This window comes from Anabaena sp. CCY 9402-a, from assembly GCF_963920945.1.
Taxonomy (GTDB): domain Bacteria; phylum Cyanobacteriota; class Cyanobacteriia; order Cyanobacteriales; family Nostocaceae; genus Trichormus; species Trichormus minutissimus.
Genome location: NZ_CAWUDL010000010.1, coordinates 37,709 through 53,282, shown reverse-complemented (window position 1 = coordinate 53,282; position 15,574 = coordinate 37,709). Strand labels below are relative to the sequence as shown.

General features: G+C 40.2%; 12 protein-coding genes and 1 pseudogene. 3 read left to right on the top strand and 10 right to left on the bottom strand.

Features of this window, described 5'->3' with window-relative positions; translation table 11 throughout:
• Positions 1 to 8 precede the first annotated feature (8 nt).
• The 4 genes from ACM0OR_RS05645 to ACM0OR_RS05630 form a co-directional block, all read right to left on the bottom strand.
• Positions 9 to 374 carry a cupin domain-containing protein gene (locus ACM0OR_RS05645; RefSeq protein WP_190697815.1) on the bottom strand — a complete coding sequence of 122 codons (366 nt, stop codon included), beginning with the start codon at positions 372 to 374 and terminating at the stop codon, positions 9 to 11.
• 57 nt (positions 375 to 431) lie between these two features.
• Complete coding sequence (locus tag ACM0OR_RS05640; protein WP_323266953.1) at positions 432 to 851, bottom strand: hypothetical protein; 420 nt, start codon at positions 849 to 851, stop codon at positions 432 to 434.
• 32 nt (positions 852 to 883) lie between these two features.
• Complete coding sequence (locus ACM0OR_RS05635; RefSeq protein WP_414575370.1) at positions 884 to 1,363, bottom strand: ester cyclase; 480 nt, start codon at positions 1,361 to 1,363, stop codon at positions 884 to 886.
• Between the two features lie 151 nt (positions 1,364 to 1,514).
• Complete coding sequence (locus ACM0OR_RS05630) at positions 1,515 to 2,066, bottom strand: chlorite dismutase family protein (protein ID WP_414575368.1); 552 nt, start codon at positions 2,064 to 2,066, stop codon at positions 1,515 to 1,517.
• A gap of 671 nt (positions 2,067 to 2,737) precedes the next feature.
• Here ACM0OR_RS05630 and ACM0OR_RS05625 point away from each other — a divergent pair.
• Positions 2,738 to 4,723, top strand: coding sequence for an amylo-alpha-1,6-glucosidase (locus tag ACM0OR_RS05625; protein ID WP_414575367.1), 1,986 nt, complete (start codon positions 2,738 to 2,740; stop codon positions 4,721 to 4,723).
• A gap of 156 nt (positions 4,724 to 4,879) precedes the next feature.
• Positions 4,880 to 7,600, top strand: coding sequence for an MGH1-like glycoside hydrolase domain-containing protein (locus tag ACM0OR_RS05620; RefSeq protein WP_414575409.1), 2,721 nt, complete (start codon positions 4,880 to 4,882; stop codon positions 7,598 to 7,600).
• 281 nt (positions 7,601 to 7,881) lie between these two features.
• Here the strand turns inward: ACM0OR_RS05620 and ACM0OR_RS05615 are convergent, their stop codons facing one another.
• Complete coding sequence (locus ACM0OR_RS05615) at positions 7,882 to 8,376, bottom strand: DUF2808 domain-containing protein (protein ID WP_323266948.1); 495 nt, start codon at positions 8,374 to 8,376, stop codon at positions 7,882 to 7,884.
• Positions 8,377 to 8,573: 197 nt separating this feature from the next.
• Here ACM0OR_RS05615 and ACM0OR_RS05610 point away from each other — a divergent pair.
• Positions 8,574 to 8,684, top strand: a pseudogene (locus ACM0OR_RS05610) (winged helix-turn-helix domain-containing protein); the annotation flags it as partial.
• A gap of 2 nt (positions 8,685 to 8,686) precedes the next feature.
• On the opposite strand, the gene ACM0OR_RS05605 reads toward ACM0OR_RS05610, so the two are convergent.
• From ACM0OR_RS05605 to ACM0OR_RS05585, 5 genes are all read right to left on the bottom strand, one after another.
• Positions 8,687 to 9,370, bottom strand: coding sequence for a peroxiredoxin-like family protein (locus tag ACM0OR_RS05605; protein WP_414575366.1), 684 nt, complete (start codon positions 9,368 to 9,370; stop codon positions 8,687 to 8,689).
• Positions 9,371 to 9,580: 210 nt separating this feature from the next.
• Complete coding sequence (locus tag ACM0OR_RS05600; protein ID WP_414575365.1) at positions 9,581 to 11,137, bottom strand: GMC oxidoreductase; 1,557 nt, start codon at positions 11,135 to 11,137, stop codon at positions 9,581 to 9,583.
• A gap of 57 nt (positions 11,138 to 11,194) precedes the next feature.
• On the bottom strand, positions 11,195 to 11,710 hold the full coding sequence (locus tag ACM0OR_RS05595) for a DoxX protein (protein ID WP_323266945.1): 516 nt from the start codon (positions 11,708 to 11,710) through the stop codon (positions 11,195 to 11,197).
• Between the two features lie 59 nt (positions 11,711 to 11,769).
• Complete coding sequence (locus ACM0OR_RS05590; protein WP_414575364.1) at positions 11,770 to 13,185, bottom strand: NAD(P)/FAD-dependent oxidoreductase; 1,416 nt, start codon at positions 13,183 to 13,185, stop codon at positions 11,770 to 11,772.
• Between the two features lie 141 nt (positions 13,186 to 13,326).
• Positions 13,327 to 15,558, bottom strand: coding sequence for a CHASE2 domain-containing protein (locus ACM0OR_RS05585; protein ID WP_414575363.1), 2,232 nt, complete (start codon positions 15,556 to 15,558; stop codon positions 13,327 to 13,329).
• Between the last annotated feature and the right edge of the window lie 16 nt (positions 15,559 to 15,574).

Here is a 15,574-nt window from a genome sequence, read left to right as displayed (position 1 = left end):
ATCACTTGTTACTCGATACGATTAGGAAATGATATTTCTAGCACAACACATCCAATATCAGTTTTGAATGGGCCATGAATCTCACCCGGTGGTCTACTTGCATAATGTCCGCTTTCTAACCACATATCAAAAGCTTGATCATAAAGACGACCACTAACGACAAAAATCTCTTCAGGATAGGGATGACTTTTTGCACCAAACGGAGTGGTATCAGCACCGGGATGAAAACGAGTTAAACGCGTGTATTCGCCAGTTTCTTCATCTATGCTAAGGGTGAGTTCTTCAGCAATTTGTTCTAAGCCTGCGATCGCTTGCCATTCTTCTCGATGTTCTACAATCAATGGATTCCAGTAAGTTTTGGTGGATTTTGCCATACTGCTTTTTCTGATTCTTTAGTGGCTGTTAGAAGTTTGATAACTGCATTAGGGTTATTAGTCTGTGTAGATTTTACTTCTTTGTTGAGTTTGAAACAGCCAGAAAATAAAAGCAAAGGCAAAGAAGAGATCACCAAAACCACCAAATAGAAACGTCAATGGCAAGTCACCTCTAAAGCAAAATGCAAAAAATAATATGGCGATCGCAATTTTAAAAGCTGCGGCTACAGCAATAAAGAAATTCTCGACTTTAGCTTTAATTGCTAGCCAAGCATAACTCACACCTAAGATAAGAATCCATGATGCTATCACCCAATGAACAAATATTGCATCTTTTGGAAGTATTACAGTATCAGCCGGATAGTAAACTGGAGGTGCAAATCTAATTGCGCCAAACAGATTAAAAATTGCTGTGAGCAACAAACAATATCGAAACCATTTTGCTACAGGCTGCTGGTTCACTGGAGATTTATTCATAACTGTTTTTGGGTTGTATGCAAACTTCGCTTCTATGCAGATTTCTTCAACAGTTTGAATACTACACCTTTGAGGATCTGTGGTAATAATTGTAGACCGGGCAAGAAAACAATCCCTAACTGTTGCATCAGTCCAAGTGCATCACCTTGACCCCAATGCTCAACAATTTTCCCGTTCTCGACTCGATCAATGTGCATAATTGACAAAGTGATTTGCTTACCTGTTGGCGGGAGTCCTTGGAATTCTCCGAGATGCGTTGCGGTGAATGTTCCGCAGGTTACAACACTATCACCTGAAACAATCACCTGATCAAAAACGTGTTGACCTTGGCTAAAAGCTAAATAAAATGACATCCCAAATTGCTTGAACCCTTCCCTATCTAATGGTTCAGGTACACCCGCTAAATGAGCAACAAAATCAGTAGCTAGAAGATCCAAGGCTTGTTCTATTTTGCGATCGTCAAAGGCTTTGTAGAACTGGAGTACGAGAGCTTTGTTTGGTTCAGTCAGCATACAAAATTACGTTTTGAGCTAAATTGTAACGCGACTGCTGTAGCTTCTCTCCAAACCTCTCCCCTTCCCTACAAGGGAAGGGGTTGGGGGTTAGGTCTAGTTTATGTTTAATTAAATAATTCTACTTACTTATAATGATGTACTTTTTACTTTATTCATCACGCTCCAGACGAATTTCAATCTCACGTTCCACATACTCCCATTCTTTGCTGGCGCGCATCCGCAACAGCAATTCATCAAAACCCTTGGTGTGTTCCGGTGCGAATTCAAACCAGGTGAGAAAATCGAATGGTTCTTCAATATCACGACAGTGAAGCAATCGACGCGCAACGCCTGGAAGATACTCCAAACCATTTGCTGTGTGATGAGATTCTTCCTCAAAAATAGCGCGCCTCTCATCTTGTGGCATTTCCCACCACTGGGCAGATTTTTTAATGGGGATCAGCACTGCTAAAACAGCTTCTGAGCGATTTAACACAGGTTGCACTGCCTGAAGAACATTTATTTCATCACGCACAGCATAGCGAACGTTGCTGCTAAAACCTTGTAAAGTCCACAAACTATCTGATGGTAATTTTGTGACAGCATCATTTACCACATTGATTCTTTCAACAAGTTCTAAACTTATTCCCAGAATACCCCGCACATCTAATACTCGCCATGTGCCTTGCTTACCACCAATAAAAGAATATCTATTTTTCATAGTTTAGATCCAAAAGGCTGAATGGAAAAATACTGGAGTTACTCTAACCAGATTTGAACGTTCTTGAATGAGTGTAGGTTAAAAAATTTTCTTTAATATGATGAGTGTAGGTAGAAAAAATCTGTCTATCAAATATAAATTTTAATAAGCAAAATGCTCGTTTGCTTACTCATTTGCTGTAAATGCTTACTCATTTCAGTAGATTTAGCAAGTAAACCGCAGTTTGCTTACTCATTTGTTGTAAATGCTTACTCATTTCAGTAGATTTAGCAAGTAAATCGCAGTTTGCTTACTCATTTGTTGTAAATGCTTACTCATTTCAGTAGATCGCGCATTGATTAAGATATCAGACTCTTACCAGAACTCTCTCAGGCTGATTAAAGGAACACCAAAAAATAAATTATCCGCAATTGATGGTTGGGTAGGGTGCGTCAGTATGAATAATTTCTGAGTATAGTTAGGTTCTATCGCACTGACGCACCCTACAGTTTGGATATTTTTTTATCTGGAAGTCCTTAATAGGGTAGTTATTTAAGCAAAATTAGCGATCGCCTATTCTGAATCCTCGCCCAGTATAATTAATTCTCATTAAGTCTTAATTTCACTCTCAGCAGACAATAGAATTCATCACTGATAATCCATATATTGATCGCCAGCAAGAGTGTTGATTTATGTGTATGGAATTTGGGCGGGAAATTTGCGGTAATCTCGACACAGCCGAATCAAGGGAGTGGTTAGTTACCAATGGGATTGGTGGTTATGCTTCTGGGACAGTAGCAGGTTTACTTACCCGTCGCTATCACGGTTTATTGGTAGCAGCCTTGCAACCGCCTTTAGGTCGTACTTTACTGCTGGCAAAATTAGATGAAACTGTTCTGTATGATACTTGCTCTTATCCCTTAAATACTAATCGCTGGGCTGATGCTATTGTTAGTCCCCACGGTTATCGACATATTGAGCGGTTTGCTTTGGAAGGTACAATCCCCGTATGGCGATTTGCTGTGGCTGATGCTTTGTTAGAAAAACGGGTGTGGATGCAGCAAGGTGCTAATACAACCTACGTTCAATATACTTTGTCTTGCGCTACCCAACCGCTTCAGCTAACACTCAAAGCAATGATTAACTACCGTGATTATCACGGCGATACCCAGAGTAATAACTGGCAAATGTCTCTAGAAACAGTTGAAAAGGGAATTTGTATTACTGCTTATCCTAGTGCTACACCTTTCTATCTCCTCAGTGACTTTGGTAGTGTGTCTCCTGTCCACAATTGGTATTATGGCTTTGATTTGGCAGTTGAACGCTATCGCGGACTGAGTGATAAAGAAGACCACCTCCACGCCGCTACTATAGAAGTGACACTCAATCCTGGAGAATCTTTTACTTTTGTCGCCAGCACAGACAAAAAACCAGATTTGCAGGGAGAAACCGCGCTAAAGTTGCGCCGCACTCAAGAACAGAAGTTAATAGAAATTGCTAAAGCTCATCAACCTCTCGATAGTCAAGAATTACCAGCTTGGATTAACCATCTAATATTAGTTGCTGACCAGTTTATTGTAGATCGTCCATTACCAGAAGAACCCAACGGCAAAACCATTATTGCTGGTTATCACTGGTTTAGTGACTGGGGACGAGACACCATGATTAGTCTACCAGGCTTGACAATTGCCACTGGTCGCCCAGAGGTAGCACGTTCCATTCTCCGCACCTTTGCCAAATATATAAATCAGGGAATGTTACCTAATCGCTTTCCTGATGCGGGGGAGCAACCAGAATACAATACAGTTGATGCTACGTTGTGGTACTTTGAAGCAGCCCGCGCTTACTACAGTGCTACAAACGATGATCATCTGCTGGGTGAACTCTTTCCGGTGTTAGCGGATATTATTAATTGGCATTGTCGCGGTACACGCTACAACATTCATTTAGATCCCGCCGATGGTTTACTTTATGCAGGGGTTGTAGGTGTGCAATTAACTTGGATGGATGCCAAGGTGGGAGACTGGGTAGTGACACCCCGAATCGGTAAACCCATTGAAGTCAACGCACTTTGGTATAATGCTTTACGGACTATGGCGAAATTTGCCCGTCAGCTTGGTAAACCACATCAAGAATATCAGGCAATGGCAGATAGGGTGTTAGCAAGATTTTCTCGATTTTGGCATGATGGGCTAGGTTATTGTTATGACGTGATAGATAGCCCTGATGGGGATGATTCATCGTTGCGTCCTAACCAAATTTTTGCAGTGTCTTTACCAGAAAGTCCTCTCACCCCTGCTCAACAGATGTCTGTGGTAGAAACTTGTGGGCGAATGCTGTTAACTTCGCATGGATTGCGATCGCTCTCTCCTAATCATCCAAAATATCAGGGAAGATATGGAGGGAATCAGTATCAACGAGATGGAGCTTATCACCAAGGAACTGTTTGGGGTTGGTTAATAGGTGCTTTTGTTCAAGCTCATCTACGCGTTTACAACAATCCTCAGCAGGCGCGTCAATTTCTCGAACCAATGGCAAATCATCTGACTGCACATGGTATTGGTAGTCTCAGCGAAATTTTTGATGGTGATGCGCCGATGACTCCACGGGGATGTATTGCCCAAGCGTGGACTGTTGCAGAGGTTTTGTGTGCTTGGTTAGGAATTGAGGGTCTTTAAACGCGGAGTGTTGGAAAAATTAACATTAGTTTTTCCTGAGTTTTTTCTAGATTTTTACTTACTAATCTTTCTCTTGAATTTAATTAAAACTTCAGCTACACCTAGGGGAAAAACGGGATACTCCAGATAGCAAATAAATAAAAGTACAATGCTATGATGGCAAATCTAACCCAAGAAGAAATTAGATTACAAGAGGCTTCGCATCACGTAGCCCATTGGCGGAGATGGGGGCCTTATTTGAGCGATCGCCAGTGGGGAACGGTGCGCGAAGATTACAGTTCTCATGGGACTGCTTGGGATTATTTCACCCATGATCAAGCTCGTTCACGCGCTTACCGTTGGGGTGAAGATGGAATTTTTGGCATTTCTGATAATCATCAACGTCTTTGTTTTGCGATCGCTCTATGGAATGGTGAAGATGCTATCCTCAAAGAACGTTTTTTCGGGCTGACGGGGAATGAAGGTAATCACGGCGAAGATGTTAAGGAATGTTACTTTTATTTAGATAGTACCCCGACTCATTCTTATATGAAGGCGTTGTATAAATATCCCCAAACAGCCTTTCCGTACTCCCAATTAGTTGCAGAGAATCAAAACCGCGATCGTCAAAAACCAGAATTTGAATTGTTAGATACAGGTGTATTTGATGATGACAAATACTTTGATGTGTTTGTCGAATATGCCAAAAATACTGCTGAAGATATTTTGATTCAAATCAAGGTCATTAACCGAGGAACAGAAGCTAAGATGCTCAATGTATTACCTACTCTCTGGTTTCGCAATACTTGGTCTTGGAATGGAGACAAAAATAAACCTGTTTTACAAGAAGTAATATCAGGTGATGGTTTTCAGACTATAGCAGCGTTACATGAAACTTTAGGTAAAAGATGGTTATATTGTCAGCAAGCCACAGAAGTTTTATTTACAGAAAATGAAACTAACTATCAGCGATTATTTGGTTATTCTCATGGGTCTACTTATGTTAAAGATGGGATTAATGACTATATTATCAATAGTGAAAAATCCGCAGTTAATTCTGAAAAAATTGGTACGAAAGCGGCTGCTAATTATGTGATAACAGTTAACCCAGGTGAAACTAAAATTATCAAATTGCGACTTTGTAATTTAGGAAATTTAATTGAACCATTTGGGCAAGAGTTTGATCAAATTTTTAGTCAACGCCAGCAAGAAGCTGATGAATTTTATCAACGCATTACGCCATTTAATCTTAGTGAAGATATGCGGAATGTGCAGCGTCAAGCCTTTGCAGGGATGTTGTGGAGTAAGCAATTTTACCATTATATTGTTGAGGATTGGTTGAAAGGCGATCGCCACAATCCACCGCCACCACCAGAACGCCGCAATGGTAGAAACAAAGAATGGTTTCATCTCTATAATGAAGATATTCTTTCTATGCCAGACAAGTGGGAATATCCCTGGTTTGCAGCTTGGGATTTAGCATTTCACACCATTCCTTTGGCCATGATTGACCCAGATTTTGCCAAGTACCAATTAGATGTTTTAACGCGAGAATGGTATATGCACCCCAATGGGCAAATTCCCGCCTATGAATGGGCTTTTGGTGATGTAAATCCCCCTGTTCATGCTTGGGCAACTTGGCAGATTTATAAGATTGAGCAGAAAATTTATGGTGGAGCAGATAGACAGTTTTTAGAACGAGTATTTCAAAAGCTAATGCTCAATTTTACGTGGTGGGTAAATCGCAAAGATGCTGAGGGTAATAACGTCTTTCAAGGGGGATTTTTAGGATTAGATAATATTGGTGTATTTGACAGGAGTGCAGCTTTACCTACAGGCGGACACATTAACCAATCTGATGGTACAAGTTGGATGGGAATGTATTGTTTAAATATGCTAGCGATCGCGCTAGAATTAGCCAAGACTAATCCAGTTTATGAAGATATTGCCACTAAATTCTTTGAGCATTTTCTGTACATAGCTGATGCCATGAATAAAATTGGTGAAATGGAAGCCAGTTTGTGGAATGAGTCAGATGGTTTTTACTATGATGTGCTGCATTTACCCGAAAGGCAGATTACTTTAAAAGTGCGGTCAATGGTAGGATTAATTCCTCTATTTGCGATTGAAATAATTGAACCAGACACTTTAAAAATGCTTCCTGGTTTTAAAAAGCGGTTAGAATGGTTTATCCAAAATCGCCCTGATTTGCGGCAAAATGTAGCTTGTATGGAAACCAAAGGTATAGGTGCGACAAGATTACTAGCAATTGTTTCCAGAGATAAGCTGAGAAGTATTTTGCAAAAAATGCTAGATGAAAGTGAGTTCTTCAGTCCCTATGGTATTCGCGCTTTATCTCGCTTTCATGCTGAACATCCCTACACTTTTAATGTAAACGGGAATCAATTTCGTGTAGATTATGAACCTGCTGAATCTAGTAGTGGTTTATTCGGGGGTAATTCTAACTGGCGTGGGCCGATTTGGTTTCCAGTCAATTATTTACTGATAGAATCACTGCAAAAATTTTATTACTACTTGGGGGATGATTTTAAAGTAGAATGTCCTACTGGTTCTGGTCAAATGATGACACTTTGGGAAGTTGCAATAGAATTATCTCAAAGATTAACTCGCATTTTCTTAAAAAATTCTGCTGGTGAACGTCCTGTTTATGGTGGTACACAAAAGTTTCAAACAGACCCCAATTGGCGAGATTTGATTTTATTCTATGAATATTTTCATGGTGATAATGGAGCAGGTATTGGTGCGAGTCATCAAACAGGATGGACAGGGTTAGTTGCTAAATTAATTCAAGAATTTGGTGAGTATGAGGTGCAGAATCAAGAAACAGAAATTGAGCAGGATGAAAATAAGTTACAGGGTACAGTTTATGGGTTATAGGGGTAATCCTATTTCACATAAATGCTGCTGTACATAGGTTTTTTGTGGGGGTTTAGTATTGCTAAATCTTCACTTATATATTTGTACCTTTACTAAACTAAAATTTTATAATAAAAATATAAAATAAAAAGTTAACTTGAGAAGTAATATTAATGAGAAATTATAAGAATAATTGCGACAGACAAATATTTTTAGATCATATCCCCGATTTATTAAAGAAGTCAGGGATATAAATATTACATAATATCTGTTGCAAAAACATCTTCTACAACAGCAACACTCTAGCTTTTATCAGGTAAATCGACTCTAGCTGTACCAATGGGAATTTCTCCCCGCAAACCTACTCTCTTAGCTGTTACGCCATAAAGCAGAATTCTGCTAATGGAAGTTCTGGCTTGTACATTTGTAAATTGCACTTCCAAAGAATTTCCAGGAGTTATAGGTTGATCAAAGGTAATTGATAAACGTTCCTTAGTAACTTCTGTTTTAGCTGCAATATCTCTCCCAGATTTATCTTTAATTTTTATGCCATTAAATCGTTCCATTTGACTGGGTAAATAAATATTGATGTTTTCTAAAGACATTCCTACTACTGCAACTCTAATAAAGTGAGAATTATTTATAACGCCAGAGCTAGTAATATGAGGGACGTTTACTTGTAAGGCAACTTGTTGGGGTGATGATGATATATTGTCATAATTTATAGGTATAGCCATAGCTGTAGAACCTGTAGCTAGTAAAAGAACTGACAAACACCCGCCAATTAAATTTTTCATGATGTAATCCTCGCTCGTTTTTGGTTATATATTTGATGCAAATTCGTAACCGATAATTAATAGATTGCTTCATGAACATGAGTTCATACTGATTAAGAAATTAAAATATTATGAGATTTTAGTGTTATAAACTAATAAATTTTTTCTAACCTAATTAAGATAAAACTCCTGATGGCTAAGGATTTACATATTCCTCATCAAAAGCGATAGAAGTTTATATTCATTATTTGCGGCTCAAGTTGAAAGAAAACAACGAGAAACGCTTAGTGCATAAAGTGCGTGGTGTGGTTTATGCACTCCGGGAGTAATCTTAATCAGATTTGTTAAACATAGAAATATTTCGCAGAATACTCACAATTTCAATTGGATCTAACCGCTTAGTATAATCTGGATCAACAAAAGCATACACGACTTTTCCCTCTTGAGAAACTACAAATGTAGCTGGAATGGGTAGTTCAAAAGATTCATCTCCATTGTATTTAGGTAAGACATGGCCTTGCTCTTGAAATACTGGTCTTAAATACTCCGGGATTTGAAATACAATCCCAAACTGACGCGCGACATCATTGCGGCGATCGCTCAATACTTCATACGTTATTTCCTGTTTTACTACAGTTAATGTGGTATAGTGGGGGGTCTGAGGTGAAATAGCAATTAGTGCTGCTCCTAATGTCTGGATTGCTGGTAATGCTTGCTGGAGTGCTTCTAGTTCCAAGCTACACAAAGGACACCAATGACCTCGAAAAAAGGAAATAACGACAGCACCACTAGCTAGTAGATTTTGTAATTCTATTGGTTGACCGAAAGCATTAGGTAGAATAAAGTTAGGAACAATATCACCTACTTTTAAACTTTGCTTAACAATACCTGATAAAATTAATTCATTAATAGATTTAACAATTAATGAATGTGCATGACTAGAAATGATTCCATTTTGTAAATGAATACGACAAATTTCATTGAGAGATGCTGCTAAATTTATAGTAATTTTCATAACTGTTCATTTATGCCTGTATCTACCTTTTTAGTATGTGATAGAGAAATATTGTTGTAGTAAAAATACTGAAAAGTAATCAAATATAATTTTATGAAAAAATTAACCCTTTTGACTGCTGACGGTTAACAGTCAACAGTCAATAATCAGACTGTGTAATTTCAAGACTTAACAGATGGTCACTGACAATTCTGGATATTTTTATGCACATTAACCCATACGTTCAATTAAATGCTCACCTACTCTTAAAGCATTAGCAATTATTGTCAAAGTTGGGTTAACAGCAGCACTGGAACGAAAGAAACTACCATCGACCACATATAAATTATCGATATCATGGGTGCGGCAATTAATATCCAACACAGAAGTTTGAGCATCTTCACCAAAACGACAAGTACCGCACTGATGCGCGACACCTTGCAATGGTAGTTTTTTGCGGAAATAGAAAGAGGCGGGAATAATTCTTTCACCACAACCAATTTTCTTCAATACCTGTGTCCAACGATTGACTAGACGATTGTAGGCTTCGGTGTTGTTTTCGGTGTAGTGCAACTGAATAGAATCATCCCGGAGTGTGACGCGATTATTGGGATCAGGCAAATCTTCCGCAGTTAACCACCAGTCTACCGAGTGATTAGCGATCGCTTCAAATGTATGTCTTTCCCTAAACGATAGTCCCAAAATTGATGGTGATTCTTGGGCAATCATATCTGCATTTACTTTACCTAGTAACTGCACATGACCCATTGGATAATCAAAATCTTCATCACCCCAGTAAAAATCATTGATGGCTAAGGTTTTTTGAAATGTAGTCAAATTTGATTTTGAACTCACCCCAATCATCGCTCCGTTCTGATGCTTCATGAAGTTCCTTCCCACCTGATCAGAACTATTCGCCAAGCCATTGGGATGTTGCTCATTAGCTGAACGCAACAATAAAGCGGCTGAATTAATCGCCCCACAGGAAACGACTACAATATCACTAGAAAAGAAATGAATTTCCCCATCAATTTCAACTTCCACCGTCGTAACTTCTCGTCCAGAAGGACTTGTATGTAGACGTTGTACTCTAGCTTCAGTCATCAGAGTGACATGATCATACTGTTCTGCTGGACGCACACAATTCACATCTGCATCAGCTTTTGCATCTACCAAGCAAGGAAAACCATCACAAGTATCGCAACGAATACAAGCACTCAAATGACGATTTACTTCATTGAGTTTAATCGCCAGTGGGAGATAAAACGGATGATAACCTTCATCCTTAAGTGAGTCATGAAGCTCTTGAATACGCGGTTCGTGACGAATAGCCGGATAGGGATAATCTTCCATTGCAGCAGGCTCAGTTGGATCTAAACCTCGCTTACCATGTACTTCGTAAAGTTTCTCAGCTTCAGTATAGTAAGGTGCAAAATCACGGTATTTCAGTGGCCATGCCGGCGAAATTCCCCCTTTATGAATTACCTGCTCAAAATCTTGTTCCCGCCACCGAAACAGCGCACCACCATACACTTTAGTATTACCACCGACAAAATAACCTGTACCAGGATAAATAGAATTTCCCTTGTGGTCATACCAAACTTCATGAGTGTGATAACGGTCTTTCTGTACTACTTCCACTGTATCCCAGTTAGCTTTTTCACGAGGTAAAAAAGCACCACGTTCCAGAATTAAAATTCGCTTCCCAGTGGGAGCAAGCTTATAAGCCAGCGTCCCACCACCCGCACCAGTCCCAATAATAATTAAATCGTAGTGTGCAGTAGTCATAACATCTTCTCCAGAGTTTAGTTGACAGTAATACTTTCTATATTTCCGTGTGATGTTTTACATATCATCAACCGATGGAGTAAGACTATAATCAGCCGATGCTTGAGCGCGACGACGGCTCATTTTCTGTTCGTAAGCATCATAAGCAATGCACATCCAAATCAAAGTCATAAATAGGATGTTCTTGTTAAAGCTTTCTGCGCCATTGGGAAACAAAGTACCGGCGGGAATAATACCGAATGCCAAAATGATGCTAAAGGTCATGAGTATTAGCAATAACCCTGTCCACCGCACCCAATAGTTAAGCGCAAACAATGCACCCAACACAATTTCGGCTAAAGGTAGTAACCAACCGTAGGGAATAGCGATTAACCAAGGTAAAGGGCCTATACCTTCCCATCCTGGTGGAATTCCCGGGCCAATAATTTGTAGTTTTTGAGTTAGGACTGTTTGGTAGAAACCGTTAGGAACACTGAAATTTAAGTAATTGGCAATACCGGAGATGAGAAAGAAAACGCCCATTGTGACGCGATTGACGATGAAAGCTGTGCGGAGGTTGAGTAGGTATTTCATGGTTAAATTCCAAAAAATCAAAATTTTTTCACGCAGAGACGCAGAGACGCAGAGAGTATTTATCGAGAGGGGGGTGTAAGGTGATTTAGTAATGTTGGTATGCCTGACCAACTGAGGTTTTGTTGAAATTGGGTAGGTTGAGCAGCTCGCCAAACCAGGGGGGTGGCTAAAATTAGTGCCGCCGCAGTAGTGGCAATTCCAGGCAGAAACGGGGTTTGCCCGAGTTGCATATGGGTGATGGAGCGATCGCGCTGAAATAATTCTTCGGTCAACCATTCGGTGGTGACTTTGCGATTATGGGTAGAGTTGGGTAAGAGTTGTAGATATGTTGCTTCGCGAATCAAATGACCGGCTTGTCCTTTGATTTGGACTTTGTTGAATAAGTTCGCCACACTTTCATTGAGTCCCAGTTTCATCAAAGTCCCGCGCATTTGGATTTCTACAGGAATACTGGGTCTACCTTCCCTCATCCGCTTGAGATTTTGCGCGATCGCAATTCCTTGTTGATAGGCGACTTGGGCTGTAGGTGGTTGGGGATTGTCGCTATCTGCGGCACAATCTCCCGCCGCCAACACTTCGGGGAAATCTGGAAGTTGTAAAGTTGGTGTCACCAGTAGCCGTCCTCGGTTGTTGGGGACTGGTAACTCCATCAATAAAGGATGCGGAGCAGTTCCAGCCGTCCAAGCGATCGTGCCGGCTGGTAAAACCTTTGTTTGCTCGTTTTGTTTGTACTCTACGCCGTTGGTTGTAATTTGAGTGACAGCCGCATCAAATAAAAAATCTACAGGAATCACCCGATTTTTTAGCGCACGTTGGGCTGTGCAACGCAAATGACTATTAACATCACCTTTGAGAATTTCTCGGCTACGGTTGACTAAGACTACCCGAACTTCACCAGCATCACCGCCCAATTCGTCATACCAAATGGGTAATAAATCTGCTAAGGTACAAGCCAGTTCAATCCCAGCTGGCCCTGCTCCAATAATGGCAACAGTCAGCAGTAAGCGACGGCGAGCTATGTCTTGAGTTTGGATGGCTTGATGTAGTCTGTGGCGCAAGTGTTTGCGGAGTGCGATCGCCTGTTCCCCAGATGTCAACGGCATCGCACATTCTGCCGCACCCGGAGTATTAAAGTAGGTGGTTTTGCTCCCCAGTGCTAACACTAAGTTACTATAGTTAAAATTTCTACCAGAAGCTAACCTAACTTGCTGTCGGTGTAGATCAATAGATAGAAGTGTATCCTGTACAAAGTTGACATTACTACCAGCTAAAAGTTCTCTGTATCGGGGATAAACTTGCTCGCTGTGGAGTTCGCCGCTTAACAGTTCATATAATAAGGGTTTGAAACTGAAGCGATCGCGCTGTTCAATTAAAATAATCGGATGGGAGTAATTTTGCTGGCTTAAGTGTAAAGCTGTGAACAGCCCAGCGAAGCCACCACCCAGGATGACTGCGGGATGAGACGCTTGCTGCATAGGTGTATAAGTTGCTTTAGTAGACTGCTTTTAGTATTACGGTACTTAGTAAGTCTTAAATGATGCAGTCTTAAAGCTTGGCTGAAAATTTCCAGGGAATTTGCAAGATAGTTTTCACCACTTTCTCAGCAATAATTCAGATTATGAATATATTAAATCAGCAATTTGCTTCAAATCTTGCAATACAGCATTAGCTGATTGATAGCGATCGCTAAAATGATAGCGCACCATCTTATCTAAAATTTCTGCTAATTCTGCACTGACTTCTGCGGATTCTCTCCACATCACATTACCTGTTTCAGTATCTGGTCGGAGTTCTTGGGGTGATATCCCCGTTAATGCTTGAATCCCCATCATACCGAGAGCATAAATATCACTAGCTAAACGGGGATGACCAGCAAATTGCTCTGGTGGCGAATATCCCCTCGTCCCGATGGCAACCGTAGCTAATTCTGTTTCTTCGCTGCTTACTGGCTGCATTAATTTCACTGCACCAAAATCAATTAATACTAATCGATTATCTTTAGCAGACCTAATAATATTTGTTGGTTTAATATCTCTATGAATTACCCGATGCTCATGTATAAATGCCAAAACTTCTAAAACTTCTTTGAGCATGGCAATCACAAAAGCTTCACTCTTGATATTTTCTGTAGGGGGTAATTCTTCATTTAATGTATGTCCAGGAATGTATTCTTCTATCAAATAAAATTCTTCACCTATTTCAAAATAAGCAAACAGTGTGGGAATTTGTTGATGTTTACCCAACACTTCTAAAATCTCTGCTTCAGTATTAAATAACCTGCGAGCAACTTGTAAAAATTTGGTATCTCGGCGGGCGGGCATTAACTGTTTCACGACACAACTAGGGTTTCCTGGTCTTTGGGTATCTTGGGCTAAATAAGTGCGACCAAATCCCCCCGATGCAATCACTGAAATAATTTGATAACGATCACTTAATAAGAAGTCGCCAGTATTTTTTTCTGGGGTGACACTAGCTGAATCTTTGTGAGAATGTAGGTCATGAAGTGCTGTAATAGCTGTAGTTACTTGAGTTTCTTGTAAGAGCATATTTAACTGCTCAATTGCTGCTTGTTGTTGTTCCACTTGCAGCAGTATGACCTTGGTTTGCTGCTGTGTTCTATAGGTTGTGTAGCTCATGACACTCACGCTACTCATAACTAAAGCTAAAACTGGAGGAATCAGGGGAAGCCATCCAGCTTGGAGAAACAAACCAGCACATATCCCGACTAAACCAGCTAAGGTTGTACCTCCCACTATTACCAATAACAAAGGATGTCGCAGTCGCCATCCCAACACGCTCCCCACTAATGACCAACTCCCAAGCCAAATTAGTTCTACCCAGTCAGGCCAATACCAAATTAGGGGTCGTTCATCCAAGACTGTGCTGAGGAGTTGACTGGCTATCTGGGTGTGGATAAAAACCGCAGGTGTTCTAGTTGGTTGCTTAGATGAGGCTGTGTAGGGTGTATATAACCCAGGATGAACACTGGCGGCTGTTGTACCAATAATTACTAGTTTATCTTTGACCCAATTGGGGTTAACTTGATTGTTCAGAACTTGAGTGAGAGTAACTGTTTGAGCCAAGTTGTTGGGATGGCGGTAATTTAGGAGGATTTGATAACCACGCGCATTGATATCTTGGTAACTACCGGAATTAGCTGAGAGAATGGGGAAGATAGTTTTGCCGAGATGGAAATTCTGGGGTTCAATAAAATCGACATTAATATCAGCTTGTTCGAGATAGTTAATTGCTGCTAAAGCAGCAAATGAAAATTGTGTAGTACAATTTTTGTCTGTTGGCTCAGAAAATAATAAAGCACGGCGAATAATTTGATCTTCCTGACTGTCAGGAATTAAATCGTTATAACCAATATTCTCAGGTGGTAAATTGGCTGGGGCTGGAATTTCCGACCTATCCATACTGCTAAACAAGCAAGTGCCAATAATATTGTGAGGATTTTCTAAACCATTGGCTAAATTGTTTTGCGTCGGGCGGTAAATATTTAAAGCAATGACACGGGGTTGATGAGATTCTAATTTGACTAAGAGTTTGTTAATAGTGGCATCTGACAGAGGCCATTTTTCTTGGGCTAAATCTTCTTCGGTAATTGTTACTACTAATATGCGTGGATCTGGTGGTTCTACAGGACGCGATCGCAATATCTGATCATAGGCTTTCAACTCCCAAGACTGCAACAATTTCAATTCCCGACTGACCCAAACTAAAGTCGTAACCCCTAGAGTAGTAACCAAAATTATTTGCCACCAGTGCTGATTAAAACTGGTGTCACGGTAACTCTTATCTTTGATGAACGCACTTTTGAGTCTGTTTAATATTCCACTAATCACGGCGTTGGGAAAGTAG

Bases quoted from the DNA above. Each gene is read 5' to 3' on its own strand.
- ACM0OR_RS05625 (WP_414575367.1), top strand. From the start codon at position 2,738: ATGTGTATGGAATTTGGGCGGGAAATTTGCGGTAATCTCGACACAGCC.
- ACM0OR_RS05630 (WP_414575368.1), bottom strand. From the start codon at position 2,066: ATGAAAAATAGATATTCTTTTATTGGTGGTAAGCAAGGCACATGGCGA.
- ACM0OR_RS05595 (WP_323266945.1), bottom strand. From the start codon at position 11,710: ATGAAATACCTACTCAACCTCCGCACAGCTTTCATCGTCAATCGCGTC.
- ACM0OR_RS05640 (WP_323266953.1), bottom strand. From the start codon at position 851: ATGAATAAATCTCCAGTGAACCAGCAGCCTGTAGCAAAATGGTTTCGA.
- ACM0OR_RS05645 (WP_190697815.1), bottom strand. From the start codon at position 374: ATGGCAAAATCCACCAAAACTTACTGGAATCCATTGATTGTAGAACAT.
- ACM0OR_RS05635 (WP_414575370.1), bottom strand. From the start codon at position 1,363: ATGCTGACTGAACCAAACAAAGCTCTCGTACTCCAGTTCTACAAAGCC.
- ACM0OR_RS05620 (WP_414575409.1), top strand. From the start codon at position 4,880: ATGGCAAATCTAACCCAAGAAGAAATTAGATTACAAGAGGCTTCGCAT.
- ACM0OR_RS05600 (WP_414575365.1), bottom strand. From the start codon at position 11,137: ATGACTACTGCACACTACGATTTAATTATTATTGGGACTGGTGCGGGT.
- ACM0OR_RS05605 (WP_414575366.1), bottom strand. From the start codon at position 9,370: ATGAAAATTACTATAAATTTAGCAGCATCTCTCAATGAAATTTGTCGT.
- ACM0OR_RS05590 (WP_414575364.1), bottom strand. From the start codon at position 13,185: ATGCAGCAAGCGTCTCATCCCGCAGTCATCCTGGGTGGTGGCTTCGCT.
- ACM0OR_RS05615 (WP_323266948.1), bottom strand. From the start codon at position 8,376: ATGAAAAATTTAATTGGCGGGTGTTTGTCAGTTCTTTTACTAGCTACA.